The sequence below is a fragment of the Nocardiopsis potens DSM 45234 genome, from assembly GCF_000341105.1.
GTDB lineage: Bacteria > Actinomycetota > Actinomycetes > Streptosporangiales > Streptosporangiaceae > Nocardiopsis_A > Nocardiopsis_A potens.
On record NZ_ANBB01000033.1, the window covers coordinates 114,165 to 140,691 of the forward strand.

The 26,527-nt window shown below is 75.5% G+C and carries 21 protein-coding genes and 3 tRNA genes; 16 read left to right on the forward strand and 8 right to left on the reverse strand.

Annotation, left to right across the window (positions count from 1 at the left end; translation table 11 throughout):
- Nucleotides 1-18: 18 nt before the first annotated feature.
- From D459_RS0112290 to D459_RS0112320, 7 genes are all read right to left on the reverse strand, one after another.
- Nucleotides 19-1,680 (reverse strand): serine/threonine-protein kinase, encoded by a 1,662-nt coding sequence (locus tag D459_RS0112290; protein ID WP_017593314.1) that lies wholly within the window; start codon nt 1,678-1,680, stop codon nt 19-21.
- A 92-nt stretch (nt 1,681-1,772) separates the two neighbouring features.
- On the reverse strand, nt 1,773-2,384 hold the full coding sequence (locus D459_RS0112295) for a Uma2 family endonuclease (RefSeq protein ID WP_017593315.1): 612 nt from the start codon (nt 2,382-2,384) through the stop codon (nt 1,773-1,775).
- 259 nt (nt 2,385-2,643) lie between these two features.
- The gene (locus D459_RS0112300) at nt 2,644-3,228 is read right to left on the reverse strand and encodes a hypothetical protein (protein WP_017593316.1); all 585 of its coding nucleotides are present in this window, start codon (nt 3,226-3,228) and stop codon (nt 2,644-2,646) included.
- Between the two features lie 172 nt (nt 3,229-3,400).
- Nucleotides 3,401-4,072, reverse strand: coding sequence for an NAD(P)H-binding protein (locus tag D459_RS0112305; RefSeq protein ID WP_017593317.1), 672 nt, complete (start codon nt 4,070-4,072; stop codon nt 3,401-3,403).
- Nucleotides 4,073-4,107: 35 nt separating this feature from the next.
- On the reverse strand, nt 4,108-5,664 hold the full coding sequence (locus tag D459_RS0112310; protein WP_017593318.1) for a fatty acyl-CoA synthetase: 1,557 nt from the start codon (nt 5,662-5,664) through the stop codon (nt 4,108-4,110).
- A 154-nt stretch (nt 5,665-5,818) separates the two neighbouring features.
- Complete coding sequence (locus tag D459_RS0112315; RefSeq protein ID WP_017593319.1) at nt 5,819-6,880, reverse strand: 2-oxoacid:ferredoxin oxidoreductase subunit beta; 1,062 nt, start codon at nt 6,878-6,880, stop codon at nt 5,819-5,821.
- Nucleotides 6,870-8,720 carry a 2-oxoacid:acceptor oxidoreductase subunit alpha gene (locus D459_RS0112320; protein WP_026120322.1) on the reverse strand — a complete coding sequence of 617 codons (1,851 nt, stop codon included), beginning with the start codon at nt 8,718-8,720 and terminating at the stop codon, nt 6,870-6,872. Before D459_RS0112320 ends, D459_RS0112315 begins: the two co-directional genes overlap by 11 nt.
- Before the next feature lie 518 nt (nt 8,721-9,238).
- On the opposite strand from D459_RS0112320, the gene D459_RS0112325 reads away from it, so the two are divergent.
- Nucleotides 9,239-10,099 carry a M48 family metalloprotease gene (locus tag D459_RS0112325; RefSeq protein ID WP_017593321.1) on the forward strand — a complete coding sequence of 287 codons (861 nt, stop codon included), beginning with the start codon at nt 9,239-9,241 and terminating at the stop codon, nt 10,097-10,099.
- A gap of 76 nt (nt 10,100-10,175) precedes the next feature.
- Here D459_RS0112325 and D459_RS0112330 read toward each other — a convergent pair whose 3' ends face one another.
- Nucleotides 10,176-10,673, reverse strand: coding sequence for a YajQ family cyclic di-GMP-binding protein (locus tag D459_RS0112330; RefSeq protein WP_017593322.1), 498 nt, complete (start codon nt 10,671-10,673; stop codon nt 10,176-10,178).
- 197 nt (nt 10,674-10,870) lie between these two features.
- Between D459_RS0112330 and D459_RS0112335 the strand changes: the two genes are divergently transcribed.
- The 15 genes from D459_RS0112335 (at nt 10,871) to D459_RS0112400 (ending at nt 26,191) form a co-directional block, all read left to right on the forward strand.
- Nucleotides 10,871-10,952, forward strand: a tRNA-Tyr gene (locus D459_RS0112335).
- A 654-nt stretch (nt 10,953-11,606) separates the two neighbouring features.
- A complete protein-coding gene (locus D459_RS0112340; protein WP_017593323.1) occupies nt 11,607-11,849 on the forward strand; it encodes a hypothetical protein in 243 nt (80 codons plus the stop codon).
- Between the two features lie 74 nt (nt 11,850-11,923).
- A complete protein-coding gene (locus D459_RS0112345) occupies nt 11,924-12,169 on the forward strand; it encodes a hypothetical protein (protein WP_017593324.1) in 246 nt (81 codons plus the stop codon).
- A gap of 11 nt (nt 12,170-12,180) precedes the next feature.
- Nucleotides 12,181-12,426, forward strand: coding sequence for a hypothetical protein (locus D459_RS0112350; protein WP_017593325.1), 246 nt, complete (start codon nt 12,181-12,183; stop codon nt 12,424-12,426).
- Nucleotides 12,427-12,719: 293 nt separating this feature from the next.
- A complete protein-coding gene (locus tag D459_RS0112355; protein ID WP_017593326.1) occupies nt 12,720-13,304 on the forward strand; it encodes a hypothetical protein in 585 nt (194 codons plus the stop codon).
- A 174-nt stretch (nt 13,305-13,478) separates the two neighbouring features.
- A complete protein-coding gene (locus tag D459_RS0112360; RefSeq protein WP_017593327.1) occupies nt 13,479-14,138 on the forward strand; it encodes a DUF2397 family protein in 660 nt (219 codons plus the stop codon).
- Entirely contained in the window at nt 14,132-15,337 is a 1,206-nt protein-coding gene (locus D459_RS31495; RefSeq protein WP_017593328.1) for a DUF2398 family protein, read from the forward strand. Before D459_RS0112360 ends, D459_RS31495 begins: the two co-directional genes overlap by 7 nt.
- A gap of 970 nt (nt 15,338-16,307) precedes the next feature.
- The gene (locus D459_RS31500) at nt 16,308-21,059 is read left to right on the forward strand and encodes a TIGR02680 family protein (RefSeq protein ID WP_449289437.1); all 4,752 of its coding nucleotides are present in this window, start codon (nt 16,308-16,310) and stop codon (nt 21,057-21,059) included.
- Nucleotides 21,060-21,127: 68 nt separating this feature from the next.
- Entirely contained in the window at nt 21,128-23,236 is a 2,109-nt protein-coding gene (locus D459_RS0112375) for an AAA family ATPase (protein ID WP_017593330.1), read from the forward strand.
- A 203-nt stretch (nt 23,237-23,439) separates the two neighbouring features.
- Nucleotides 23,440-23,515 (forward strand) — tRNA-Thr (locus D459_RS0112380).
- Between the two features lie 114 nt (nt 23,516-23,629).
- A tRNA-Met gene (locus tag D459_RS0112385) sits at nt 23,630-23,702 on the forward strand.
- 88 nt (nt 23,703-23,790) lie between these two features.
- Nucleotides 23,791-23,955 carry a 50S ribosomal protein L33 gene (rpmG, locus tag D459_RS34335; RefSeq protein WP_081620547.1) on the forward strand — a complete coding sequence of 55 codons (165 nt, stop codon included), beginning with the start codon at nt 23,791-23,793 and terminating at the stop codon, nt 23,953-23,955.
- A gap of 145 nt (nt 23,956-24,100) precedes the next feature.
- Complete coding sequence (locus D459_RS0112390) at nt 24,101-24,568, forward strand: MaoC family dehydratase N-terminal domain-containing protein (RefSeq protein ID WP_017593331.1); 468 nt, start codon at nt 24,101-24,103, stop codon at nt 24,566-24,568.
- The gene (locus D459_RS0112395) at nt 24,565-24,993 is read left to right on the forward strand and encodes a MaoC family dehydratase (RefSeq protein WP_017593332.1); all 429 of its coding nucleotides are present in this window, start codon (nt 24,565-24,567) and stop codon (nt 24,991-24,993) included. Before D459_RS0112390 ends, D459_RS0112395 begins: the two co-directional genes overlap by 4 nt.
- A 112-nt stretch (nt 24,994-25,105) precedes the next feature.
- Nucleotides 25,106-26,191: a UDP-N-acetylmuramate dehydrogenase gene (locus D459_RS0112400; protein WP_017593333.1), complete on the forward strand. Its 1,086-nt coding sequence runs from the start codon at nt 25,106-25,108 to the stop codon at nt 26,189-26,191.
- Nucleotides 26,192-26,527: the final 336 nt, after the last annotated feature.

Below are 26,527 nucleotides of genomic sequence, written 5' to 3' on the forward strand. Positions count from 1 at the left end.
GGCCGCAGGCGGGTTCGGTCAGGTGGCGGGCTCGGTCAGGGCGAGGTGGGCGAAGGCCGCGAGGAGGGCCGGGTCGGACCACTCTTCGGCGTTGAAGCGGTCGATCAGCGGGTGGGAGGCGCGGTCGTCGCGGAGGAACGGGATCGCCGAGGCGACCTGGGGGCGGCTCAGGGCGGCGAACCGGGGGGCGAGGGGCGGGGCCGCCTCGGCGACGGGGGTCAGGGCGCGGGCGAACTCCTCTGCGGCGCCGGGCACCTCGGTGTACCAGAGCGGGTGCCGGGCCGCGTGGGCGACCGACAGGACCAGGGCGGCGTACTCCGGGGTCCCCTGCTCCGGGGCCGAAGGCCCGGCCAGCCGGCGGGCGCACCACACGGCCGGGGTCCCCTCCGGGGCGGCCGAGGTGCGGTGGAAGCGCACGTCCCGGCCGAGGACGTCGATCCGGAGCGCGCCGCCGGCGTCCAGGTAGCGTCCGTCCAGGCCGCCCGGCCCCGAGGGCAGGGGAGCGCGGCGGGCGAGGTCGGCGCGGAGCGCGGTCAGCACCGACAGCGCCTCGCCGCGCAGGAACACCGGGCAGAGCGCCTGCTCGGCGGCGGCCGCATCGACCGGCGGCGGCACCTCCAGCCACTTGTGGGTGAAGTCCGGCCGCCAGGAGCGCACCGCCGTCGCGACCCGGTCCAGCGGACCCATCGCCTCGGCGAGCGGGTGGCCGGGGTGCGCGCAGGTCGCGTCCGCCCGGGCCCGGTGTGCCTCGGACAGCGCTTCGATCAACTCCTCGCGCAGCACCCGCTCCGGCGTCTCATCGGAGAGCGCCGTCCGGTGGCAGGCCGAGAGGAGCAGGACCTGCGCGGCGGAGTCCGCCGAACCGCCGCCGTGCTCGCGCAGGTCGCGGGCGCACCAGAGCAGTTCCGTGCGCGGGTCCGACTCGGGGTCGTCGGAGGCGAACCCGCCCGCGGCGAGCTTGGACAGGCCCCAGTAGAGGGAGTCGGCGTGGAACGCGCCCTGCCTGCGGACGACGCGGCCCTTCCAGTAGACCTGGTTGTGGAAGTGCAGGTCCGGGAGGTCCTTCAGTTCGGGGGAGTGGATCCCGAGCCCCTCGGCGGCGACCGGGCCGTCCTCGGCCAGGGCATCGTCCATGAAGTCGGCGTGCTCGGCGGCGAGCCGGCGCAGGTTCGCCGCGCACAGCCAGACGCGGACCTCCTCCGCCCACTCCCCGGTCTCCGGGGCGGCCGCCCCGTACTCCTCGGGGTCGAGGATCTGCTCGATCCAGTTGGTGAGGTCGTCGGGGCCGGTCTCCGCCGGGTACGCGGGGCACTCGTGGCCGCAGGCGACCGGGGCGAGCCGGTCAGCGGCCGCCCCCAGGGCCTCCCGGATCTCGCGGATCAGCCGCCGGCTGTCGGAGCGCCAGACCGCGTAGGGCGTGGACGCGGCCAGCCCGAGCAGCGGGAGGACGATCGCGGAGCCGCTCCGGGCGGCGCTCTCCGTGCAGCCCGCCAGCCAGTCGATGGTCGGGAACGGGTCGCCGGTCGGATAGTCGTAGATGAAGCCGTTGAGGTCGTCGGCGAGATCCTCGTACTCCTCGCGGGCGGCTCCGTCGACGCGGAGCAGCTCCGCGGCGGCGCTCTCCGGGCCCGTTTCCGGGGCGTCCGGGAGGCGGTCTTCGGTAGGGGAGTCGTCGGCCATGGCGGTTAGGACGCCGCGCCGCCCGGCCGCGTTCCCGTCCCGGGCGGCCTCGGGAGCGCCCGATCCCCGCCGCAGCGGCGGGGCCGCCGGTCTCAGCCGCCGCCGATCCGCTCCTTCCAGGGGCCGTCCGCGGTCAGCCAGCGCGGGACGAGCCGGAGGGGGAACGGGAGGTCGGTCTCGAAGACCTCCCCGCCGCATGCCTGGGTCACCTCGCGGTAGCCGCCGTTCTCCAGCCGGAACTCGACCAGGCCGGTCTCGTCCGGTGCGGGGTTGACGATCCGGTACGCCACGATGCCGAACTCGGCGTACTCCCGCCGCTTGGTGTGGTCGTCCCGGATGACGCTCTCCGGGGAGACGATCTCCACCGCGAGCAGCGGCGGCCGGGTGAGGTAGGGGCTCTCCGCGTCCTCGGCCCTGATCACCGCCAGGTCGGGGATGCGGTGGTGGGTCCGGTCCGCGTTGAAGTCGATCCCCGGGCGGTGAAGCACCTCCCGGCCGTCCGGGGCGGCGCGGGCCAGGTGAGCCAGGAGCCTGGAGCAGGTGCGGGTGTGCTGGAAGACCGGGACCGGCGACGCGTCGATCCGGCCGCCGACCAGCTCGTACCGGCGTCCGTCGTCGGGGGTGCGCACCAGGTCGTCGACGGTCAGCGGCCGCGGACCGCTTTCCCGCCGGTCATGGCCGGACGCGCCGTGTTCTGCCTCCACCCGGGCAGTATGCCGAATGGAACCCTGATTACCTGCGGGTACGGGAGAAATCCCCGCGCCTCCGGCCCGGCGACGGCCCGGCGCCGGGCCGCTCGGGGCGCATGGGGTATCGGACGCCGATGCCCTTCCCGGTGTGCAGGTCGCCGATCGTTCGGATCCAGCCCCGTGCCGCCCTTCCGGGCATACGGCGACGGGCCCGCGCGCACGATGCGCGCGGGCCCGTCGCGGCGGCCGCTGGCCGCCCGGAGTCCGGGAGGGGCTACCAGCCCTGCTGCTGGCCGTAGCCCGGGTACTGCTGGCCGTACCCCTGCTGGGGCTGCTGCTGGCCGTAGCCCTGCTGCGGCTGCTGCTGCCCGTACCCCTGCTGCTGGCCGTAGCCCTGCTGCTGCGGCTGCTGCTGGCCGTAGCCGTAGCCCTGCTGCTGCCCGTACCCCTGCTGGCCGTAGCCCTGCTGCTGGCCGGTGGCGTACTGCTGCTGGTACGCGGCGGCGTAGGGGTCCTGCTGCTGGCCGCCGGTGGGCTGCTGGTGGGACTGCTGCTGACCGGAGTTGGAGTCCTGCTGGGCCTCGGCGGCGGAGGAGTCGCCCTTGTCCGGGGCGGGCCGGAAGAGGCACAGGTGGGTGGCCCCGTCCTCCTCGTCCTGAGCGGGGATCATCTGGTCGAGCAGCCAGCCGGCCTCCTCGATGCCCTCGAGGATGCGGGTCAGGCCCGGGCGGACCTTGCTGCTGCCTTCGTCATAGCCGTTGACGTCCAGCCGCACGATGAACATCCTGCGCTTCTGCTGTGCGGCGACCTTGGCGTGCTCGACGACGGTGCTGTCTCTCACGACCTGCGTGACGCTCATGAATGAACCGTACCTATCTGCTCTCGCGGCGCTGCCATGCCCGTGTTCGCCGCGGCCCGTCGCCCACGTCGCGTACGCCGCGGAAGAGGAGGGCCCCGCCGGGCCGTCCGCGTCCCATGATGCCCGGAAAGGGGCGGCTCTGCCATACGTGGCCGCGACAGGCCGCGGCCGGTCAGGACAGCGCGCCCTCCACGGCCTCGGCGACCGGGGTCTCCCCGCCGACCAGGTCCAGGACCCGGCCCGCAGAGCGGGACGAGGCCGGCTCGGCCAGCAGGGCGGCGATGACCGCGGCGACGTCGTCCCGGGCCACCTCGGCCTTGGGCACCGACGGCCCCAGCCGCACCAGCCCGGTGCCGGGCCCGTCGGTCAGCCGCCCCGGGCGCAGGATGGTCCAGTCCAGCACCTCGCCGCGGGTCCGCAGGTCGTCGTCGGCCTCCTTCTTGGCCTGCACGTAGGCGGCCCAGACCGGGTCCGAGCCGGGGGCGGGGCCGTCGTCCACGCCGATCGCCGAGACCAGCACGTAGCGGCGGGTCCCGGCCAGCGAGGCGGCGTCGGCCAGCAGCACCGCGCCGTCCCGGTCGACCGTCCGCTTGCGCTCGGCCCCGCTGCCCGGACCGGCGCCGGCGGCGAACACCACCGCGTCGGCGTCCATGACCTTCTCGGACAGCTCGGTGACGGTCGCCTTCTCCAGGTCGATGACGACGGGCTCGGCGCCGGCCGCGCGCACGTCGTCGGCCTGGGCGGGATCGCGGATCAGGGCCACCGGCGCGTCGCCCCTGGCGGCCAGCAGCCGCTCCAGGCGCAGCGCGATCTTGCCGTGGCCTCCGGCAATGACAATACGCATGAGAGCAGGCTACGCCCCGGGCGGCGGGGGCCGGTTCAGCCGCCCTGCCCGCCCTTCCCGGTGAGCTCCTCGCGCAGCACCCGCTTGAGCAGCTTCCCGCTGGCGTTGCGCGGCAGGTCCTCGACCAGGTGCACGCTCTTGGGCACCTTGAACCCGGCGAGGTGGCGGCGGGTGAACGCGATCAGCTCGTCCCCGGCCACCCGGGCCCGGGGCACCACCACCGCGGTCACCGCCTCGCCCCACTTCTCGTCCGGAAGCGCGATCACCGCGGCCTCGGCCACCGACGGGTGCCGGTAGAGGACCTCCTCCACCTCGCGCGAGGCGACCTGCACCCCGCCGGTGTTGATCACGTCCTTCAGCCGGTCGACGATGGTGAGGTAGCCCTCCTCGTCCCGCCGGGCCAGGTCGCCGGAGTGGAACCAGCCGCCGCGGAACGCCTCCGCGGTCTCCTCCGGCTTCTCCCAGTAGCCGGTGCACAGCTGCGGGGAGCGGTAGACCACCTCGCCGGTCTCCCCGGGCAGCACCTCGGTGCCGTCCTCGCGGACCACCCGGGCCTCCACGAACATCACCGGCCGGCCGCAGGAGTCCATCCGGCCGGGGACGTGCTCCTCCGGGCGGAGCACGGTGGCCAGCGGCCCGATCTCGCTCTGCCCGAAGCAGTTGTAGAACCCGATGCCGGGATGGCGGTCCCGGATCTCGGTGAGCGCCTGCACCGGCATGGCCGCGGCGCCGTAGTACGCCTTGGCCAGCCCGGACAGGTCCCGGGTGGCGGAGTCCGGGTGGTCCTTGACCGCCAGCCACACCGTGGGCGGCGCGAAGAACGAGGTGATGCCCTCCTCCTCGATGCGGCGCAGCACCTCCGCCGGGTCGGGGGAGTCGATCAGCACGTTGCGGGCGCCCACCGCCAGACCGGGCAGCAGGAAGACGTGCATCTGCGCGGAGTGGTACAGCGGCAGGGCGTGCAGGATGCGGTCGCCGGCGCCGATGTCCAGCGCCTGCACGGAGGAGGCGTACTCGTGCACCAGGGCGCGGTGGGTCATCATGGCGCCCTTGGGCGAGGAGGTCGTCCCGGAGGTGTAGAGCAGCTGCACCAGGTCGCCGTCGGCGGCCTCGGAGCCGTCTCCGGCCGGGGCGTGCGGGTCGCGGGCGACCTCCAGCAGCGACTCCAGGGCGCCGCGGAGCGCGAGCACGTCGCGGGCGGGCAGGGCGGAGCGGACCTCCTCCACCGCGCCGGCCAGGTGCGGGTCGGCCAGGACCACGGTCGCACCGGACTGGGACAGCACGTAGGAGAGCTCGTCGCGGCGGAGCGCCGGGTTGACCGGGACGTGCACCAGCCCGGCCCGCGCGCAGCCGAGGTAGGACAGCAGGTAGGCGTCGGAGTTCCCGCCGAACGCCGCGACCCGGTCGCCGCGGGCCAGCCCCAGGCCGAGCAGCCAGGCGGCCACTCTGCTCACCCCGCGGTCCAGTTCGCCGTAGCTCCACCGCCGGTCGCCGTAGTCCAGCGCGGTGCGGTCCGGGGTGCGTGCGGCGGTGCGCCGCAGGACGCCGTCCACCGTGCTCGCCGAGACCGCCGCAGGAACCTGGCCGCTCATCCCGCCTCCTGGAAGACAACGCGCACGCCGCCGTTCGGCGTGATCGATGTCACCAACCTAGGGGGCGGCGGGCCCGCCGTGCCAGCGCTCCGGCACGGTTGTGGAAACCGGGCGGCGACGGGCGGGACGGGGCTCCGCCCCGCCCGTCGGCCCGCTACTCCACCGTCCAGGTGTCGCCGCTGGCCAGCAGGGCGGCGAGGTCGCCCTCGCCCTGCCCGGCGCGGGCCTCGGCGATCTGCTCGTTCATCAGCGCGTCGTAGGAGGGCCGCCGCACGTCGCGGAAGACCCCGATCGGCACGTGCTCGAAGGCGGGGTAGTCCAGCCGGGACAGCGCGAAGGCGTAGCCCGGGTCCTCCCGGTGCGCGTCGTGCCGGAGCAGCGCCTCCTCGCCGACCTCGGCGACGTCGGCCACCCGCAGCCCGCCGTACTCGCCCGAGACCACGCCGCGCTCCGGGCCGACCCGGAGCGGCTCGCCGTGCTCCAGGCGGAGCAGCCGCAGGTCCCGCTCGGCGGGGTCCTTCAGCGGCTCGAAGGCGTCGTCGTTGAAGATCGGGCAGTTCTGGTAGATCTCCACGAACGACGCGCCCTCGTGGTCGGCCGCGGCCCGCAGCACCCCGGTCAGGTGCTTGCGGTCGGAGTCGACGGTGCGCGCCACGAACCCCGCCTCGGCGCCGAGCGCCAGCGAGACCGGGTTGAACGGCGAGTCCAGCGACCCCATCGGCGAGGACTTGGTGATCTTCCCGGGCTCGGAGGTGGGCGAGTACTGCCCCTTGGTCAGCCCGTAGATCCGGTTGTTGAAGAGCAGGACGTTGATGTTGACGTTGCGCCGCAGCGCGTGGATCAGGTGGTTGCCGCCGATGGACAGCCCGTCGCCGTCCCCGGTGATCACCCAGACCGACAGGTCGGGGCGGGAGGCGGCCAGGCCGGTCGCGATCGCCGGCGCCCGGCCGTGGATCGAGTGCATCCCGTAGGTGCTCAGGTAGTAGGGGAACCGCGAGGAGCAGCCGATCCCCGAGACGACCACGATGTTCTCCCGGGGCACCCCCAGCTCGGGCAGGAACCCCTGGAAGGCGGCGAGGATCGCGTAGTCGCCGCAGCCCGGGCACCACCGGACCTCCTGGTCGGACTTGAAGTCCTTCATCTTGTAGGCGGCCTCGGAGCGCGGGACCAGCTTGAGCCCCTCGAACCCCCGGGCGGAGCCGTTCTCACTCGGCACGATCGATGACCTCCTGGACCACGCCCGCGAGCTCTTCGGCCTTGAACGGCAGGCCGCGGACCTTGGTGTAGCCGATGACGTCGACGAGGAACCTGCCGCGCAGCAGCAGCGAGAGCTGGCCGAGGTTGATCTCGGGGACCAGCACCCGGTCGTAGCGGTGCAGCACTTCGCCGAGGTTCTCCGGGAACGGGTTGAGGTGGCGCAGGTGCGCCTGGGCGACCCGGGAGCCGGCCCGGCGCACCCGGCGCACCGCGGCGGCGATCGAGCCGTAGGTGCCGCCCCAGCCGAGCACCAGCACGTCGGCGCCGTCCGGGTCGTCCACCTCCAGCGGGGGCACGTCCCGGGCGATCCCGTCGACCTTGGCCTGCCGGGAGCGGACCATCAGGTCGTGGTTGGCGGGGCTGTAGGAGATGCCCCCGCCGCCGTCGGCCTTCTCGATGCCGCCGATCCGGTGCTCCAGCCCGGGGGTGCCGGGCACCGCCCACGGCCGGGCCAGCGTCTCGGGGTCCCGCAGGTAGGGCAGGAACTCCCCGTCCTCCCCGTTGGGCTCGGCGGCGAACTCCACCGACAGGTCCGGCAGCGAGGCGGTGTCCGGGAGGCGCCACGGCTCGGAGCCGTTGGCCAGGTAGCCGTCGGAGAGCACCACGACCGGGGTGCGGTACTTCACCGCGATCCGGGCCGCCTCGATCGCGATGTCGAAGCAGTCCGAGGGGGACCGGGGTGCCAGCACCGGCAGCGGCGACTCGCCGTTCCGCCCGTACAGCGCCAGCAGCAGGTCGGCCTGCTCGGTCTTGGTGGGCATGCCGGTGCTGGGCCCGGCCCGCTGCACGTCGATCACGATCAGCGGGAGCTCGGTCATCACCGCCAGGCCCAGGGTCTCGCCCTTGAGCACCATGCCCGGCCCGGAGGTGGTGGTGACCCCCAGCGACCCGCCGAACGCGGCGCCCAGCGCCGCGCCGACCCCGGCGATCTCGTCCTCGGCCTGGAAGGTCCGGACGCCGAACCGCTTGTGCCGGGAGAGCTCGTGCAGGATGTCGGAGGCGGGGGTGATCGGGTAGGAGCCGAGGAACAGCGGTAGCCCGGTCAGCCGGGAGGCCGCCACCAGGCCGTAGGAGACGGCCAGGTTGCCGGTGATGTTCCGGTAGGTGCCCGAGGGCAGCCGGGCCGGCCGCACCTCGTAGGAGACGGCGAAGTCCTCGGTGGTCTCGCCGAAGTTCCACCCGGCCCGGAACGCCGCCAGGTTGGCGGCGAGGATCGCCGGCTTGGCGGCGAACTTCGACTTCAGGAAGGACGTGGTGCCCTCGGTGGGCCGGTTGTACATCCAGGACAGCAGCCCGAGGGCGAACATGTTCTTGGCCCGCTCGGCGTCCTTCTTGGAGACGTCGAACTCCTCCACCGCCTTGACCGTCATCGAGGTCAGCGGCACCCGGCTCAACTTGTACTCCGACAGCGAGCCGTCGGAGAGCGGGTCCTCGGTGTAGCCGACCTTGGCCAGGCTGCGCCTGGTGAACTCGTCGGTGTTGGCGATGACGGTGGCGCCCCGGGGCAGGTCGCCGATGTTGGCCTTGAGCGCCGCCGGGTTCATCGCCACCAGGACGTCCGGGGCGTCGCCGGGGGTCATGATGTCGTGGTCGGCGAAGTGCAGCTGGAAGCTGGACACGCCGGGGAGCGTGCCCGCGGGGGCCCGGATCTCTGCGGGGAAGTTCGGCAGCGTGGAGAGGTCGTTGCCGAAGGATGCGGTTTCCTGGGTGAAGCGATCGCCGGTCAGCTGCATGCCGTCGCCGGAGTCGCCCGCGAATCGGATGATCACCCGATCAAGACGTTCGACCTTCTTGGTCACTGAGATCGCCGACCTCCTCGACGAACCGCCGCGCTCTGCGGCGGCTCAGGTTGCCTCGGCCCGCAGCCGGAGGGGTGCCGAGCGCGGACTCGGCGCCGGCGGCGGACCGCTGTCGCTTGAGTGGGGACCTGGCGGCCGGCCCGGGGCGCCTGGCGCGCGCCTCGGGGCCGAGGCCAGGTGGCCACGCCGGCTTAGGGGACGATCGCCGCCGCCGCACATCCGACCCGCCCGGGTGCCCGGCCGAGCCGACACAGGGCGCTGTCGTCGTGTGCGAGATCCACGTGCCGCCGCCCGCCGGGCGGACCCGGCGGAGCGGTGGGCGGAGTGATAACGGCCACTCTCGCAACTATAGGCGCCCGCCCGCGGGCGGACGGGGGCCGGGTGTGCGGAATCACAGTTCGGTCGAGGCGGGAGGGATCGCGGGGTCCGGGAACGCGCCGCGGGCGTCCGCGCGTTCGTAACAGTGGACGGCCCCGGTCAGGGCGCCGCCGCGATCGCGAAGGAGGCAGAGGACAGCCGTGCTGCGCAACCCGTTCCGGGCAGCGGCCCTGATCGCCGTGCCGTCGGCGCTGATCGTGCTCGCCGGCTGGCTGATCTGGGGCGCCGAGGGGCTGCGCTCCGGCGCGGTGCTGGTGCTCGGCGTGGTCGGCCTGGTCTGCTTCTTCGGCGACTCGCTGGTGCTGCGCGCGATGCGGGCCCGCCCGGTCGGCGAGTTCGAGCAGCCCGAGCTGCACCGGGTGGTCCGGGAGCTGGCCACCGAGGCGCGGCAGCCGATGCCGCGGCTCTACCTGTCGCCGACCCCGGCGCCGAACGCGTTCGCGGTGGGGCGCGGCCCGCGCTCCGCCGGGGTGTGCTGCACCACCGGCCTGCTGCGGCTGCTCAACGAGCAGGAGCTGCGCGCGGTGGTCGCGCACGAGCTCGCGCACGTGCGCAACCGGGACACCCTGGTCTCCTCGGTCGCGGTGGGGCTGGCCACCATCATCGTCTCGCTGACCGCCCTGGCCCTGCTGCTGCCGCTGGGCGACTCCGACGACGAGGGGCCGGGCCTGCTGGAGGGGCTGCTCTTCCTCGGCCTGGGGCCGCTGGCCGCGCTGGTCATCCGGAGCGGGGCGGGCCGGGGCCGGGAGTACCGGGCCGACGAGGCGGCCGCCCGGCTCACCGGCGACCCGCTCTCGCTGGCCTCGGCGCTGCGCAAGATCGAGGTGGGCGCCCGGACGCACCCGCTCCCGATGGAGCGGCGGCTGCTCGCGGCCGGGCACCAGATGATCGCCAACCCGTTCCCGCGCCGGGGCATGTGCCGGCTGTTCGACGCGCACCCGCCCACCCCGGAGCGGATCCGCCGGCTCCGCGCCCTGGACGAGCGCTGGCGGATCGGCTGAGCGGCGGATCCGCCGCCGGGACCCGGTCCCCGGAATCCGGCCGCCGGGCCCGGGGGCGGCCCCGCCGCCCGGCGGGCTAGCGGTAGTTGACGAACTGCAGGGCCACGTCCAGGTCCTTCCCCTTGACCAGGGACATCACGGCCTGGAGGTCGTCCTTCTTCTTGGAGCTGACCCGGAGCTCGTCGCCCTGGATCTGGGCCTTGACGCCCTTGGGACCCTCGTCCCGGATGATCTTGGAGATCTTCTTGGCGTCCTCGGAGGTGATGCCCTCCTTCAGCGCGACCGGCAGCCGGTACTCCTTGCCGGAGACCTTGGGCTCGTCCGGGGCGTCCAGGATCTTCAGGGAGACGTTGCGCTTGATCAGCTTCTCCTTGAAGACCTCCAGCGCGGCGTTGACCCGCTCCTCGGAGTTGGCCTTGAGCTCCACGCCCTGCTCGCCGGACCAGGAGATCTGCGCGCCGGTGCCGCGGAAGTCGAAGCGCTGGGAGAGCTCCTTGGCGGCCTGGTTCAGCGCGTTGTCCACCTCCTGGCGGTCGAGCTTGGACACGATGTCGAAACTGGATTCAGCGGCCACGTGCGCTCACACTTTCGGGTTCGGAGTCGTTCATCGCCGCGGCGGTCGGCCCCGGGCCTCCCGGTCGGAGCGGGCCCGTCCTCGGCAGGCACCGAGCTTATCCGCGCCGCCCCCGGCCCGCCCGGTGCAATCGATTCGCGCCCGCCCCGCAGGTCCGCTATCATCGTTCGTGCGCCGCCAAGAGCGGCGAAATCCCAGGCAGGTTGCCCGAGCGGCCAAAGGGAGCAGACTGTAAATCTGCCGGCTCAGCCTTCCAAGGTTCGAATCCTTGACCTGCCACCCTGGGGAACGCCCCCGGCCCGCGAGGCCGGGGGCGTTCTCGTTTCCGCGGCCCCTCCGGCGGCCCTCCCCCCTGCTCCCGTTCCTCCCGAGCGGCACCGCTCCCGCCCTCTTCGGCCCGGTTTCGGCGATGACCGGGCGGTGCGCGCCGGAGCGGGCTAGGCTCGGACCGCCCCCGGCGCCCCCGCGGTCTTCTTGGACAGAGGGTGTGTGCGCTGGGTGACCGTATAGGGCGTGACCGAAACCCGGGCGTGGTCCGGGCCGCCGATCCGCCCGGCCGGCCCGCCCCCGGCGCCCGAAGCCCGCGCCCGCCGGATCAGCCGCCCGCTCCGCCGCCGCCCCGGGCCCGCTTCCGCCGCTCCGCTTCAGCGGGGCCCTTCCGCGCCCCCGCCGCCCGGCGTATCCGACTCGGCGGAGGAGATCCGATTCTTCCGGTTCAGCCGTTCGGTGGGGAATATCCGAGGATATCCGGGCGGCCGAGAATTTCTTTGCCGATGGATGGTCCGGGAATGCCCGGATTAGACACTCTCCTTCCCCTGTTTCGGCGTTGACAAAATACGGTGAGTAGCCCGATGATTACGGCAGTCCACCGCGAGAAGGCGCGTCACTGCGCTTTTTCATCAACCTCCCGCGGAATTCTCCGGAGGAATCCCAATGAAGAAGATCACCGCTGCCGGCCTGCTCGTCGGTGCCGCCCTGGGCTCCGTGCTGATGGCCGCCCCGGCCCACGCCGGTGACAGCAGCGACCAGCAGTTCAACCAGAACCTGCAGCTGGTCCCGGTCCAGGTCTGCAACGCCAACGTCGCGGTCCTCGGCGCCAACGTGCCGATCCTGTCGCCGCAGACCGTCGCCGGCGACTGCACCAACGGCCCGGTCCAGACCAACGTCGACGACTAGATTTCGCCAAAAACGGGCATCGCGCGCCCGAATATGGCATTCCTCGGCTTTAATAATAACTTGGGAGAATCTCAATGATGCGCAAGTTCGCCGTTGCCGGTCTGGTGGCCGGCGCCGCGCTGGGCTCCGTGCTGATGGCCGGCCCCGCCCAGGCGCACGACAGCAGCGACCAGCAGTACAACCAGAACCTGCAGGGCGTTCCGGTCCAGGTGTGCAACGCCAACATCGGCGCGGTCATCGGCGTCAACGTGCCGCTCCTGTCGCCGCAGACCACCGGTGACTGCACCAACGGCCCGATCCAGACCAACATCGACGACTAGGAGCAGCAGCGATGATGCGCAAGTTCGCCATCGCCGGCCTGGTGGCCGGCGCCGCCCTGGGCTCCGTCCTGATGGCCGGCCCCGCCCAGGCGAGCGGTGACAGCAGCGACCAGCAGTACAACCAGAACCTGCAGCTGGTCCCGGTTCAGCTGTGCAACCCGAACGTCGCGGTGCTCGGGGCCAACATCCCGGTCCTGTCGCCGCAGACCACCGGTGACTGCACCAACGGCCCGATCCAGACCAACGTCGACGACTAGCACGGGCGACTGCACCAAGGGCCCGGTGCAGAGCAACGTCGAGGACGACGGGAACGGCGGCCGCTGACCGGCCGTTCCCGGTCGGCGGTCCGGGCGCGGAGGCCTCCGCAGGAACGCCGCCGCCCGGACCGGGACGCACCGCTCGAGCAGGTCCCCGGCGCGCCGCGTGCGCGCCGGGGACCTGTGCTTTCCCCGCCCCGCAGCCGCCGGACCACCTGCTTGAGCAGGGCCGATGGCGGGAACGATCCCCCTGCCGGTCCGCTGGGGGGCGGCCGTGCGGAGAGGAGGCGACCATGTCCGGAGGCACTGCGCAGGCGGCGGTCCTGGGAGCGGCGTGCGTCGCCGTTCTGGCGGCCGGGTGCTCGGCAGGGGCCGGAAGCACCTCGCCGGGGTCGCCCGACCCGGCCCCCGCCCCGTCGGGCCCCGAGTCCTCGCCCGCGCCCACCGAGGGCGCCGCCGGCCGGGACGGGGCGGAGGAGCCGGCCGGGGAGGGGGCGGAGGACCGCGCCGCGGACGGGGAGGAAGAGGCGCGCACCGGGGAGGGCGCCTACGTGTTCAACACGCACGGCGACGAGCAGGGCCGGCCCCAGCAGCGGCCGGAGGACCTGGTCGCCTCGGAGTTCACCTCCTTCACCGGCCTGGAGTGGCAGGAGTGGGGCACCGACTCCGCGGTCGGCCGCGGAGAGCTCTCCGGAACCTGGTGCCTGCCGGAATGCCAGGACGACCCCTACCCCGCCACCGTCGAGCTCGGCGACCCGGAGAACGCCGACGGGACGCTCTACTTCACCACCTACCGGGTCACCGAGGCGGAGGGCCTCAGCGAGGCGGACCGCCGCGCGATGGAGGAGGCCGACCAGGGGAGGCTGATGCGCCCCTGAACCGCCCCTGAACCGCCTCGGGAGGGCGCCCCGGAGCAGGGCCGCCGGGAGAAATACCGCCCCGATACGGTCCGTAGAAGGGCCAGTTCACGACCGTGATTTCGGGCATGCCGGGACGGTCGGACCGGCGGATCCGGGCCCGGCGGTGGCCAGGGGTCTCTAGTCTGCTGAGTTGTGGGTGACTCAGCAGTTGAAGACGCGGGCGGACAGGGAGCGCACCGGCGCGGCCGGGCGGCCCTGCTGCGCCTCGCCCGATGGTTCGACCAGGCCGACGCGCCGGCCGCGCACGACGTCTACGCCGCCGCCTTCGCGGCCTACCCGGCGCGCTTCCTCGGCGGCGCCGGGGACGAGGCCGCCCCCGCCGCGGCGAGCTGGTGGAACTCGCCCCCCGCGCACGTGGCCGCCGCCCCCGCGGACGGCCCGCTGCCCACCGCCCCGGTCCCGGACCACGCGGACCAGCGGGCCCGGCTGCGCGACGCGGCCGAGGCCCGGGCGCACTGGCGCCGCTCCGCCGCGGCCGAGGTGCGCACCGCCCTGGCCGGCGGCGCGGAGCGGCTGGAGCTGTCCACCCCCGCGCTGGACGTGCTGATGGAGCTGCTCACCGCCGCGCTGGGCTCCGGCTCCCCGGAGGCCCGCCAGGTGACCGCCGGCGACCTGGAGCTCGGCGTCCGGCTGCACGTGGGCTCCGCCCCCGGCTCCAGGATCGCGATCGCCTCCCCCGGAGGCGGCCTCGACCTCGCCGACGTGTGGCTGCGGGTGACCGACCACGCCGAGCAGGGGCCGCTGCCCGAACCGGAGGCCGGCGGAGCCGGCGAGGGGGACCGCCCGTGCTGATCGACGACGTCGCGCTGATCGGCGAGCGCCGGGCCGTCGCCCGCAGGCTGCTGGCCACCCCGTTCGTCACCGCGCGCACCGACCCCGAGGCGTTCGCGCTGATCCGCGCGCACTCCGACTGGCTCACGCAGCGCTTCCGCCGGGTGCTCGGCTACGAGCTGACCGTCGGCGCCGAATACGCCCGGCTGGCCAAGGCCGGGCGGGTCCGCGGTACCGAGCCCGCCCGGCGGGCCAGCGGCGCCCCGTTCACCCCGCGCGGCTACGCCTACCTGGCGCTCACCCTGGCCGTCCTGGCCGACGGCGAGGACGAGGAGGTCCCGCTGGACGTGCTGGCCGCCGATGTGCGGGACGCCGCCCGCGAGGCCGGCCTGCACGCGGACCCGGCCGGGCGGTCGGCGGAGCGCCGCGCGTTCGCCTCCGCGCTGCACCTGCTCGCCGACTGGGGCGTGCTGGCGGAGAGCAAGGGCACCCTGGCGGAGTACGCGGCGGGGGAGGGGGAGGAGGTCCGGCTCCTGGTCGACCGGGAGCTCGCCGCCCTCGCGGTGGCCCACCCGCCGCACGCCGCCGCCGACCCGGACTCCTTCGTCCGGGACGCCGCCCCGGACGACTTCGACGACGACGCCGCGGGCGAGGTGGCGCTGCGCAGGCTCCTCGCCGAGGAGGCGGTGGTCTACCGGGAGGACCTGCCGGAGCGGCAGCGCGGGCGGCTGGCCCGGCACCAGTGGCGGGCCGCCGCGGAACTGGCCGACCTGCTCGGCTCCGAGACGGAGGTCCGCGCCGAGGGCATGGCGGTGATCCTGCCGGACGAGGCGGACGGCGCCGGGGAGCTGCCGGGCCCGCTGCTGCCGGCCGCCGGCCCGGCGGCCGAGGCGGCGCTGCTGCTCGTCCGCCGGCTGGCCGCGCGGATCCGCCCGGAGAACACCCCCGCCCACGAGGCCCCCGTGCCGCCGGAGGTGCTGGCCGAGGAGCTGGCCGCGGTGGTCGGCGCCGGTTCCGCGCACCGCCGCCGCTGGGAGCTGGGCGCCGCCGAGTACCTGCCGGACGAGGACGCGCTCGGCCGCCGGGCGCTGGAACTGCTCGCCGCGGCCGGCCTGCTCCGCGACCGCGGCGCGGCGGACGGAGCGGAGGACGGGGGAGGCCGGGTGCTGCGGGCGGCCGCCGCCCGGTTCGCCCCCGCGGAGAACCGGGACGGGGTGTGAGATGGATCCGTTCCGCGAGGAGCGCACGGCGACCGGGGGCGCCCGGCGCACTCCGGGGATCCGGGAGAATGACGCAGATCGTCTGAATCCCACCCGGGAAGGCGATCCGAGCGGCACCGAGAGAACCGGAGGGCGGTCGATGAGCGACGCGAGCACGACCCGGCACACCGAGGCCCGCACGCCGACGGTTCCGCCCGGTCGCCCGCTGGCCTCCCGTCCGATCCCGACCGGCCGCCCCCGGCCCTGGGACGCCCCCGCCGAGCCCGAGGCCGTCGGCGACGAGCAGGTCACCGCGCCCATCCCGGTCGTCGGCGGGGCGCAGGACGCGCCCGGCCCCGAGGCCGCGGAGGAGCGGGACGGCGGGGATCCGGAGCGGCCCGCGGAGGAGCGCGCCGCGGACGCGGAAGCCCCCGGGGCGGCGGAGCCCGCGGAGGCCTCGGAAAGCGCGGGGGCCTCGGAAGGCACGGGGGAGGACCCCGCCGCCCTCCGCCCCGAGCCCGGCGCCGGCCCCGCCGGGGCGGCCGCCGGAAAGGACTGGGCGCTCCCCTCGGCCCTGACCGGGCCGCAGCGGCCGCTCAGCCACCGCTCCCCGGCCACCGGCCCGCAGCCCGGCCTCGGCGCCGACCTGCTCGGCGCGCCCGGTGCCGGGACGGGAGCACACGGCGGCCGAGTCGCGCCCCCGTCGGAGGAGCAGCCGCCGGAGGAGCGGGACGGAGCGCAGGCCGAGACCCGCACCACCGGACCGGAGGCCGACCGGCCCACCGGTCCGCAGCGGGTGCTGGGGGCGGAGCCGTCCGGGCCTGCCGGGGTCGATGCCGTGCCGGCCTCGGAAGAGCAGGGCCCGGAAGAGGGCCGCCCGGTGCCGCCCGTCGCGGACCAGGCCGCCGAGGCCGCCGAGGACGTGGAGCCCGCTCCGGCCGGGCCCGCCGCCGAGCGGCCCACCGGTCCGCAGCCGGTGCTCGGAGCGGACCTGCTCGGTTCTGCCGGAGCCGGCGCCGCGCCGGGTGGGAAGAAGCAGGGTTCGGAGGACGGCGGTCCGATGCCCCTTGCGGCGGATCAGGCCGCGGAGGTCGCGGAGCCCGCTCCGGCCGGAGACCAGGACGCGGAGCCCGCCGGGGCCGAGGCGTCCACCGGTCCGCAGCACGCCCTCGGGGCCGATCTGCTCGGCGGCGCCGGGGACGGCTCCGTGCAGGACCGAGCGGCCGAAGCGGACCTGACCGATCCCGCCGGGGGCGGAGAGGCCGGGCGGCCGGCCACCGGTGCTCGGCCGGGCCCGCACGCCGGCGCCCCGGCCGATCCCGCCGCGGACCGGGACGGCGACCGGACCGGCGAGGACCCCGCCCCGGACTCCGGGGAAGAGCGTCCGGAACCGGTCGAGCGGCGCAACCGGAACCGGCTGCACCGCGCCGGGATCCACAACATCTGGCACTACGACGACCAGGTCTTCGACTTCGCCGACGGGCGGCTGCTGCTGCGCGGCCGCAACGGCGCCGGCAAGTCCAAGGCGCTGGAGATGCTGCTGCCGTTCCTGCTCGACGGGGACGCCCGGCGGCTGGACACCACCGGCACCGGGCGCACCGGGTTCCGCTGGCTGATGGCCGACGGCCGGGTCGCCGCCCCCGCCCGCCCCGACGGCGCCGCCGAGGAGCGGGACGGAGCGGACCCCGCCCCCGGGGAGGAGCCGGACGAGGCGGTCCGGATCGGCTACCTGTGGGTGGAGTTCGCCCAGGACGGAGAGGACGCCCCGGCGGTCACCCTGGGCGCCGCGGTCACCGCCGCCCCCGGCCGGGACGTGCGCTGCACCCACTTCGTCACCGACCGCCGGGTCGGCACCGACCTGGAGCTGGTCCGCGACGGCCGGCCGATGCCGGTCGAGCGGCTCCGCGCCGAGGTCGGCGCCGAGAACTGCTACGACACCGCGGGCCCCTACCGGACCCGGGTCATGCGCGACCTGTTCGGCCTGGACGACCCGGTCCGCTACCGCAACCTGGTGCACCTGCTGTACCGGCTGCGCCGCCCGACCATCGGCGAGCGGCTGGAGGCCGGCGAACTGGTCTCGGTGCTCGCCGAGGCGCTGCCGCCGATGGACGAGTCGGTGCTGGACCAGGTCGCCCGGAACGTCGCCGACCTGGAGGAGGCCCGGGGCCGGCTGGAGGCGCTGCGCGGCGCCCGCGGCCACGTCGAGGAGTTCCTCGCCGACTACCGGGGCTACCTGCACCGGGTGCTCGGCGAGCGGGCCGCCGAGGTCCGCACCCGGCTGGACGAGCACGGCCGCCGCGCCGCCGAGGCCGAGCGCCTGGAGGAGGAGCTCGACCGGCTGGTCACCGAGGAGAGCGCGGTCCAGGAGGAGCGCGACCGGGCCCGGCGCACCCGGGACACCGCCGGCTCCGACGCCGCGACGCTGACCGCCGCCGGCGAGGCCGCCCCCACCGCCACCGACCACGAGCTGCAGGCCCGCTACGCCGCGGTGACCGCCTACATCCGCGCCGCCGAGGCCGCCTGGACCGCCGCCGGATACGCGCTCACCGCCGAGGAGCGCGCCAAGGAGACCCTGGCCGGCGGCCTGGCCGCGGTGGACGAGGCGATCGCGGCGCTGCGCGCGCTGCACGCCGAGGCCGCCGAGGCGGCCCGGGCCGCCGGGATCGACCCCGGACCGCTCGGCACCGTCCCGCAGCCGGTACGCACCGTGCTCGCGCCCCGGGAGAGCGTCACCCACGTCGACTTCGAGGGCCTGGAGCGGGCCGTGGAGCGCGACCCGGTCCCCGGCGTCGACCTGGACGCCCTCCGCGGCGGCCTCGCCGACCTGCACGACCGGCTCACCCGCGCGGACGAGGCCGCCGCGGAGCGCGCCGGGGCGGCCGAGCGGCTGCGCGCCGCCGCGGCCGAGTGCGCCGGGGCGGAGGAGCGGGAGGCCGCGCTGCGCGGCGAGGCGGAGTCCGCCGACGCCGCGCTGGAGCGCGCCCGCGCCCGGGAGCGCGCCGCGGTGGAGGCGGTGCGCACCGCCGGCGCCTCCTACGCCGCCCGGGTCCGCACCTGGCTCTCCGACCTGCGCGAAGCCGCCCCCGACGCGGACCTGGACGCCGCGGCCGCGGCCGTGGAGGAGCTGGTCGAGCCGCCGCACGACGACGCGCTCGGGCTGCTCGGCCCGGACGTCCCGGACCGGGTGGCCGAGGCGGCGCACGCCGCCGTCGACCCGCTGCTGCGCGAACTCCGGTCCCGCAGGGACACCGCGCTCGGCGAGGAGCGCGAGCTGATCACCGAGCTCGACGAGCTCTCCGAGCGCAAGGCCGGCGGCGCGGCCGACCCGGCCCCGCCCGCCCCGCCCTGGGCCGCCGCGGTGCGCGACCGCGGGGCCGGCGCCCCGCTCTACGCCCTGGTCGACTTCGCCGACGGCCTCAGCGCCGCCGAGCAGGCCGGGCTGGAGGGCGCCCTGGAGGCGTCCGGCCTGCTCAACGCCTGGATCGCCGCGGACGGCAGCGCGCTGTCCGCCGACACCTCCGACATCGTGCTCTCCCCGGGCCGGCCCGCGCCCGGCCCCTCGCTGCTCGACGTGCTCGCCCCGCTCGCCGACGGCGCCGGGGAGGACCGCGCCGGCATCGGCCGGGACCGGGTGGAGGCCCTGCTGGCCGGCATCGCGCTGCTGCCCGCCGACGGCGACCCCGGGGCCGAGCCGCGGCACCGCCGCCGCCGCGACGGCGAGCAGGCCGGCCCCGCCTGCGCGGTCGCCCTGGACGGCCGCTGGCGGCTGGGCGCCCTCTCCGGCGCGCACCGCAAGACCGCGGTCGAGCACATCGGCACCGCCGCCCGGGACGCGGCCCGGGACCGGTCGCTGGCCAACGTGAAGCGCCGGATCGACATCGCCGAGGCGCTGCTCGCCGAGGCCGGCGAGCGCCGCGGCGACGCCGAGCGGGCCCAGGACGAACTGGTCGGCATCTCCCGGGGCCTGCCCGGCCCCGGCGGGCTCGCCGCCGCCTGGGCCGCACTGGAGGACGCCCGCGGCTGGCTGGCCGGCACCGAGGCCGAGCAGCGCACCGCCGCCCGGGCCGCCGAGGAGGCCCGCGGCGCGGCCCTGGCCCTGCGCCGCTCGCTCCGGGCCGACGCGGAGCGGGCCGCGCTGCCCGCCGAAGCGGCGGAGCTGGACGCCACCGCCGCCGCCCTGGACGGCCTGCGGGTCCGGCTCGCCGCCGCCCTGCGCGACCTCCAGGCGCTGGCCGTGCTGCTGGACCGGGCGCACGACGGCACCGAGCAGTGGCGGCAGGCCCGCGGCGACCGGGTGGTCGCCGAGGACGCCCGAACCGCGGCCATCGGCGACATGATCACCGTCCGCCGCGACATCGAACTCACCGACCGGGCCCGCGCCGCCGACCCGGACCGGATCGGCGCCGCCGTCGCCGAGGTCCGGGAGCGGATGGAGGCCGCCGCCGACCGCGTCCCCGACCTGGAGCGCTCCGCGCAGCGGGCGCGCGACGAGCGGGTCGCCGCCGAGACCCGGCTGGGCTCGGCCGCCGCCGAGCGGGCCGAGCAGGCCCGCCGGGCGCTGGAGGCCGGCGCCGCGCTGCGCGCCGCGCTCACCGGCGCCGACGCCGCGCCCGACCCGGACCTGCTGGCCGCCGCCGGGCTGGAGGACGCGGCGGAGCCGCTGGACCGGCTGGTCGCCGCGGACGCGGCCGAGGAGGGCGAGCGGCTGGCCGCCCTGGAGGAGCTGACCGCCGCGGTCCAGGCCGGCCTGGAGGCCGCGGAGGCCCCCGGCGAGGAGGTCGACGACAGCGGCATCCTGCGCCGCCGGGAGGCGCTGCACCGGCTGCTGGCCGGGGGCTCCTCGGTCGGGGCCCGCACCGAGCTCACCGAGCACGCCGGGGTCAAGCGGGTCGCCGTGCACGACGACGCCGGCGCGCACGACGTCACCGCCTACGCCGCCCGGCTGGCCGAGGCCGAGGCCGAGGCGGAGGAGGCGGCCGCGCTCCGCGAGGAGGAGGCCTACGAGCGGCACCTCCTCGGCGAGCTCGCCGGGCACCTGGCCCGCCAGATCGACGAGGCCCGCGCGCTCATCGCCACCATGAACGAGGTGCTCGGCGACGTCACCACCTCCCAGGGGCTGGGGGTGCGGATCGAGTGGGGGCTGGCGCCCGACGCCGACGAGGACGTGCGCGCGGTGGTCCCGCTGCTCGCCCGGCCCGCGGAGCGGCGCACCCGGCTGGAGACCACCCGGCTCCGGGACGCGCTCCGCCGCTGCATCGAGGCGATCCGCCGGCTCGACCCGACCGCCACCGGGGGCGCCCAGCTCCGCGCCGCGCTGGACTACCGATCCTGGTTCGCGTTCACCGTGCACATCACCGACGCGGCCCGCCCGGACCGGGAGCGCAGGCTCAGCCACCGCACCGGGCTCAGCCAGGGCGAGCAGCGGGTCGTCGCCTACCTGGTGCTGTTCGCCGCGGCGGCGGCCCAGTTCGACGCGGTGCAGGCCAACGCGCCGGCCGCGCCCCGGCTGATCCTGCTGGACGACGCCTTCGCCAAGGTCGACGAGCCCACCCACGGCCGGCTGCTGGGCCTGCTGGTCCAGCTCGACCTGGACTTCGTGCTCACCTCCGAGCGGGTGTGGGGCTGCTTCGCCTCGGTGCCGGGGCTGCACATCTACGAGTGCCTGCGCGATCCGGCCGTCCCCGGCATCGCCACCCTGCACTTCAGCTGGGACGGCTCGCGCAGGCGCCTGCTCGGAGTGTGACGGGGGAGGTGCCGCTTTCTTCGGGGCTGTCCTAATCTGCTAACTCTGCGGCGACTGATGAGGCGGGTGTGGTGACGACCGTGACGACGGCAGAGGCGATCCCCGGGGATCCCGGAGAGGAGGGCGGCTCCGGCCCGGACTGGACCGTCCGGACCGTGCTGGGCCGCCTGGCCCGCTCACCGCTCGACGGCGAGGCGCGCCAGTGGGTGCTGGCCTCCCTGCACGGCGAGGAGGCGCTGGAGGGGCTGCGCCGCGGCGAGCCCGCCCCCGACCCGGCGTCGCTGCTGCGCGGCGCCGAGGAGCGGCCGGTCCAGCGCGACCCCGGCCGCCAGGGCTACCTCTCCCGGATCGAGGTGCAGGGCTTCCGCGGCATCGGCCGCCCGGCCGAGCTGCGGCTGCGCCCCGGGCCGGGGCTGACCGTGGTGGTGGGCCGGAACGGCTCCGGCAAGTCCAGCTTCGCCGAGGCCGCCGAGGCCGCGCTGACCGGGCGCAACATGCGCTGGGACGCGCTGCCCGCCGGGTGGCGCGACGGGTGGCGCAACCTGCACTACACCGAGCGCACCGAGGTCAGCGTGGACATCGCGCACGCGGGCGACCCCGCCCCGACCCGGGTGACCCGGTACTGGGCCGGCGACAGCGTCCGCTCCGCCCGCGGCCGGGTCATCGCGCCGGACGGCACCGACGGCCCGCTGCGCTCCCTGGGCTGGGGCCCCGACCTGGAGCGGTACCGGCCGTTCCTGTCCTACGACGAACTCGGCCGGGCGGTGAACGGCCGCGCCGCCGAGCTCTACGACACCATCACCACGCTGCTCGGCCTGACCGGGGTGGCCGACGCCGAGCGGGCTCTGGCCAAGGCCTGCGCCCGGCTGGCCAAGCTGCGCGACCGCCCCCGGAACGACCTGGACCACCTCATCGCCCGGCTGCGCGAGTCCAGCGACCACCGGGCCGCCCGGGCCCTGGAGGTCCTCGGCGCCGGCGAGCTCGACCTGGGCCGGCTGGCCGAGATCGCCGCCGACGACGGTCCCGCCGACCCGGCCGCCGAGCGGGTGCTGCGCCGGCTGCGCCGGCTCGCGGTCCCGGAGCGGGCCCTGATCACCGACGTGGTCAACGAGCTGCGCGGCGCCGCCATGGAGCTGGCGATGGCGGCCGGGAGCAAGGGCGACCGGGCCCGCGGCACCGTGCTCCTGCTCCGCCAGGCGCTGGAGCACCACGAGCGGCACCCGGCCGAGACCGACTGCCCGGCCTGCGGGACCGGCGGCGCCCTGGGCGGGGACTGGGCGCGCCGGGCGCGCACCGAGATCGCCCGGCTGGAGCCGGTGGCGGAGAGCGCCTCGGCCGCCTACCGGCGCGTCGAGGACGCCCGCGACCAGGCCCGGTTCCTGATGGCGCCGAAGCCCTCCTGGATGCCGAAGGAGAGCGAGCTGGGCCGGATCTGGGCCGAGTGGGAGGCCGGGGCGGAGATCACCGACCCGGTGCAGCTGGCCGAGCACATCGAAGGCGTCGGCCGGCGGCTGCGCTCGGCCGCGCTCGCCGCCCGCAAGGAGGCGGGCCGCCGGCTGGACGCCCCGGACGACGGCTGGGGCGGGCTGGCCGAGATGCTCGGCGCCTGGGTGGAGGACGCGCACGCCGCGGTGGCCGCCCGGGACCGGCTGGACGCCGCGGAGCAGGCGCTGGAGTGGTTCTCCGGCTTCGCCAAGGAGGTGCGGGACGAGCGGCTCGGCCCGCTGGCCGCGCAGACCGAGCACGTCTGGCACCGGCTCCGCCAGGAGCGCCGGATCGACCTGGAGTCGCTCCGGCTGGTGGGGCGCGGCGCCCGGCGCCGGGTCGAGGTGGACGTGGCGGTGGACGGCGCCGAGGCGGAGCAGAACGCCCCGGGGCTGCTCAGCCAGGGCGAGTTCCAGGCCCTGGCGCTCTCCATCTGCCTGCCGCGCACCCTGGCGGCCGGCAACCCGTTCGGCTTCCTGGTGCTGGACGACCCGGTCCAGGCGATGGACACCGAGACGGTCGAGGGGCTGGCCGGGGTGCTGGCCGAGGTCGGCGCGCACCGCCAGATCATCGTGTTCACGCACGACACCCGGCTGCCCGAGGCGCTGCACCGGCTGGGCCTGCCGGCCGACGTACGGGGCATCGAGCGGGACGCCTCGTCCAACGTCCGGGTGGCCGACCCCGCCGCCTGAACCGGCGCCGAGGGCCGTCCGAACGGCGCCGAGGGGCCGCCTGAGCAGGGCGGAGAGCGCCGCCCCGGGGCCTCGGCCGGGCGCCCCGGACGGGGGCGGCGGCGGGCCCGGCTCTCCGATTTGGCAGACCACCCCCGAAGACCTGTATAGTCATGACCAACGCGAAGGGCGGAACCCCGAAAGGGGGGAAGCCGCAGGAGCGTGCCCCTTTAGCTCAGTCGGCAGAGCGTCTCCATGGTAAGGAGAAGGTCTACGGTTCGATTCCGTAAAGGGGCTCCACCACTTGATGAGGTTCCCGACCCACCAGGTGGCCGGGTACCGGTACCGTCGGTGCCCAGGTCCCGGGGCGGTATCCTGGAGTAAGGATACGTCGGCCCCGTAGAGGACCGTCGCGGCGGAGTAGCTCAGTCGGTAGAGCAAGCGGCTCATAATCGCTGTGTCGTCGGTTCAAGTCCGGCCTCCGCTACTACCTGCGCGACCCCTGCCCTGCAACGACAGGGGTCAACGCGGGTCTTTTTCAGTGTTCAACCGTCACCAGCAGAAAGGCACTCCACGTGGCTGCCACTGACGTGAGGCCGAAGATCACCCTGGCCTGCCAGGAGTGCAAGCACCGCAACTACATCACGCGCAAGAACCGTCGGAACAACCCCGACCGTCTCTCGCTGCAGAAGTACTGCCCGAACTGCCGTCGGCACAACGAGCACCGCGAGACCCGCTAGTCCCCGGCGCACCGCCCGCGGCGGTCGCTCGGATGAGCAAGCAGCGCACATGGCCCAGTGAGCCCCGGCTCGCTGGGCCATACCCATGCGCGGACCGGGCCGGCGGGACGGCCGTGCGGACCGAACACGGATCGAAAGGGATTCCATGGCGATCAACCGCGAGCTGCTCGGGCGGGAGTACCCGTCGCCGGAGCCCTATGAGGTGACCCGCGGCAAGATCCGCGAGTTCGCCGAGGCGATCGGCGACGCCAACCCGGTCTACACCGACGCGGAGGCGGCCCGGAAGGCGGGCCACCCCGACGTGGTGGCCCCGCCCACCTTCCCGATCATCCTGAGCATGGCCGGCGCCGGGCAGGCCGTCACCGACCCCGAGCTGGGCCTGGACTTCTCCATGGTGGTCCACGGGGAGCAGCGGTTCCGCTACAGCCGGCCGGTGGTCGCGGGCGACCTGGTCCGCTCGGTGACCCGGATCACCGAGATCAAGAGCCTGGCCGGCAACGAGCTGGTGACACTGGAGAGCGAGATCTCCGACCTCGACGGGGAGCACGTGGTGACCGCGGTCAACATGCTCGTCGTCCGGGGCGGGGCCGAGGAAGCGGGGAGCGCCGCATGACCGCCACCGTCCGCTACGACGACGTCGAGGCCGGCACCGGGATCGGTGAGCGGACCTTCCCGGTGCGCCGGGTGGACCTGGTCCGCTACGCCGGCGCCTCCGGCGACTTCAACCCGATCCACTGGAACGACCGGACCGCCAAGGCGGTCGGCCTGCCCGGGGTCATCGCGCACGGCATGTTCACCATGGCCGAGGCGGCCCGGCTGGTCACCGACTGGGCCGGCGACCCGGGCGCGGTGGTGGAGTACGGCACCCGGTTCTCCGCCCCGGTGGTGGTCCCCGACGACGACACCGGCGCCGAGATCACCGTCTCCGGGACGGTCAAGGAGAAGCGCGGGGACAACCTGGTCCTGGTCGCGCTGACCGTGCGCGCCGCCGGGACCCGGGTGCTGGCCCGCCCCACCCTGCTGGTCCGCCTCGCCTAGGCCACCGGCCCCCGGCGCCGCGGCCCCGCCGGCGCGCGCCGGCGGGCCGGCAGGGCCGAGATCACCGCAGTCCGACCGTCCGGTCCCCCGCACCGTCCCTGGAGGGCGCCCCATGACCGCTGCTCCCGCCGCCGGAGTCCGGCTGGCCGACCACACCACCCTGGGCCTGGGCGGCCCGGCCGCCCGCTTCACCGCCGCCGCAGGCATCGACGAGCTGACCGCCGCGGTGGCCGCCGCGGACGCCGCCGGCGAGCCGCTGCTGGTGCTGGGCGGCGGCAGCAACCTGGTCGTCTCCGACGAGGGGTTCCCCGGCACCGTGGTGCAGGTCGCCGCGGCCGGGGTGGCCCGGGAGCCGGGCGGAGCCCCGGGCACGGTGCGGATGCGCGCCGAGGCCGGCGTGGAATGGGACCCGTTCGTGGCGCGCTGCGTCGCCGAGGGCCTCAGCGGCGTGGAGTGCCTCTCCGGGATCCCCGGCCGGGTCGGCTCCACCCCGATCCAGAACGTCGGCGCCTACGGCCAGGAGGTCGCCCAGACCATCGCCGAGGTGGTGGTCTACGACCGGCGCACCGGCGAGCGCCGCGCGCTCTCCAACGCCGACTGCGGCTTCTCCTACCGGGACAGCGTGTTCAAGCGGGAGGGCGCCGACCGCGGCCGCTACGTGGTCTGCGAGGTCGTCTTCGAGCTGGAGGAGTCCGGGCTGAGCGCCCCGGTGGCCTACGCCGAGCTGGCCGGCCGGCTCGGCGCGGCGCCGGGGGAGCGGGTCCCGGCGGAGCGGGCCCGCGAGGCCGTGCTGGAGCTGCGCCGGGGCAAGGGCATGGTGCTCGACCCGGCCGACCCGGACACCCGCAGCGCCGGCTCGTTCTTCACCAACCCGGTGCTCACCGAGGAGGACTTCGCCGACCTGCGCAAGCGGGTCGCCGAGCGGCTCGGCCCGGACACCGAGCCGCCGGCCCACCCGGCCGGCGACGGCCGGGTGAAGACCTCGGCGGCCTGGCTCATCGACCGGGCCGGCTTCGCCAAGGGGCACGCCCGCGGCCCGGTGCGCATCTCCACCAAGCACACCCTGGCGCTGACCAACCCCGGCGGCGGAACCACCGCCGACCTGCTCGAACTCGCCCGCGAGGTGCGCGCCGGGGTGGCCGCGGCGTTCGGTGTCACCCTGGTCAACGAACCGGTCATGGTGGGCGTCTCGCTCTGACCCGGAGCGGCGCCCCGGAAAGGCGCCCCGCATTCGCCGCCGAGGCGAATGCGGGGCGCCTTTCTCATCTCTTGAATCAGGTGCGCCCAACTCTGTTTTTAGGTGGAATTCGGTGAAACGATCGCCGCATCCATGAATTGCATTCCGGAAAAACGCGCTGCTACCGTTTTTCCCGTCGAAGGGGAGTAGTCCCCAATCCCTGCGGTCGACACACTGGCCCCCGGCCCGGCCGCAGGAGCCCGGCGAGTACCGCACTCGTCCCGGGCGGACGAGACCTTCGGCCCGGTAGGAGACGCCGGGCCGAAGCGCCGCGCCCGAAAAAGGCCTGCATCGGTT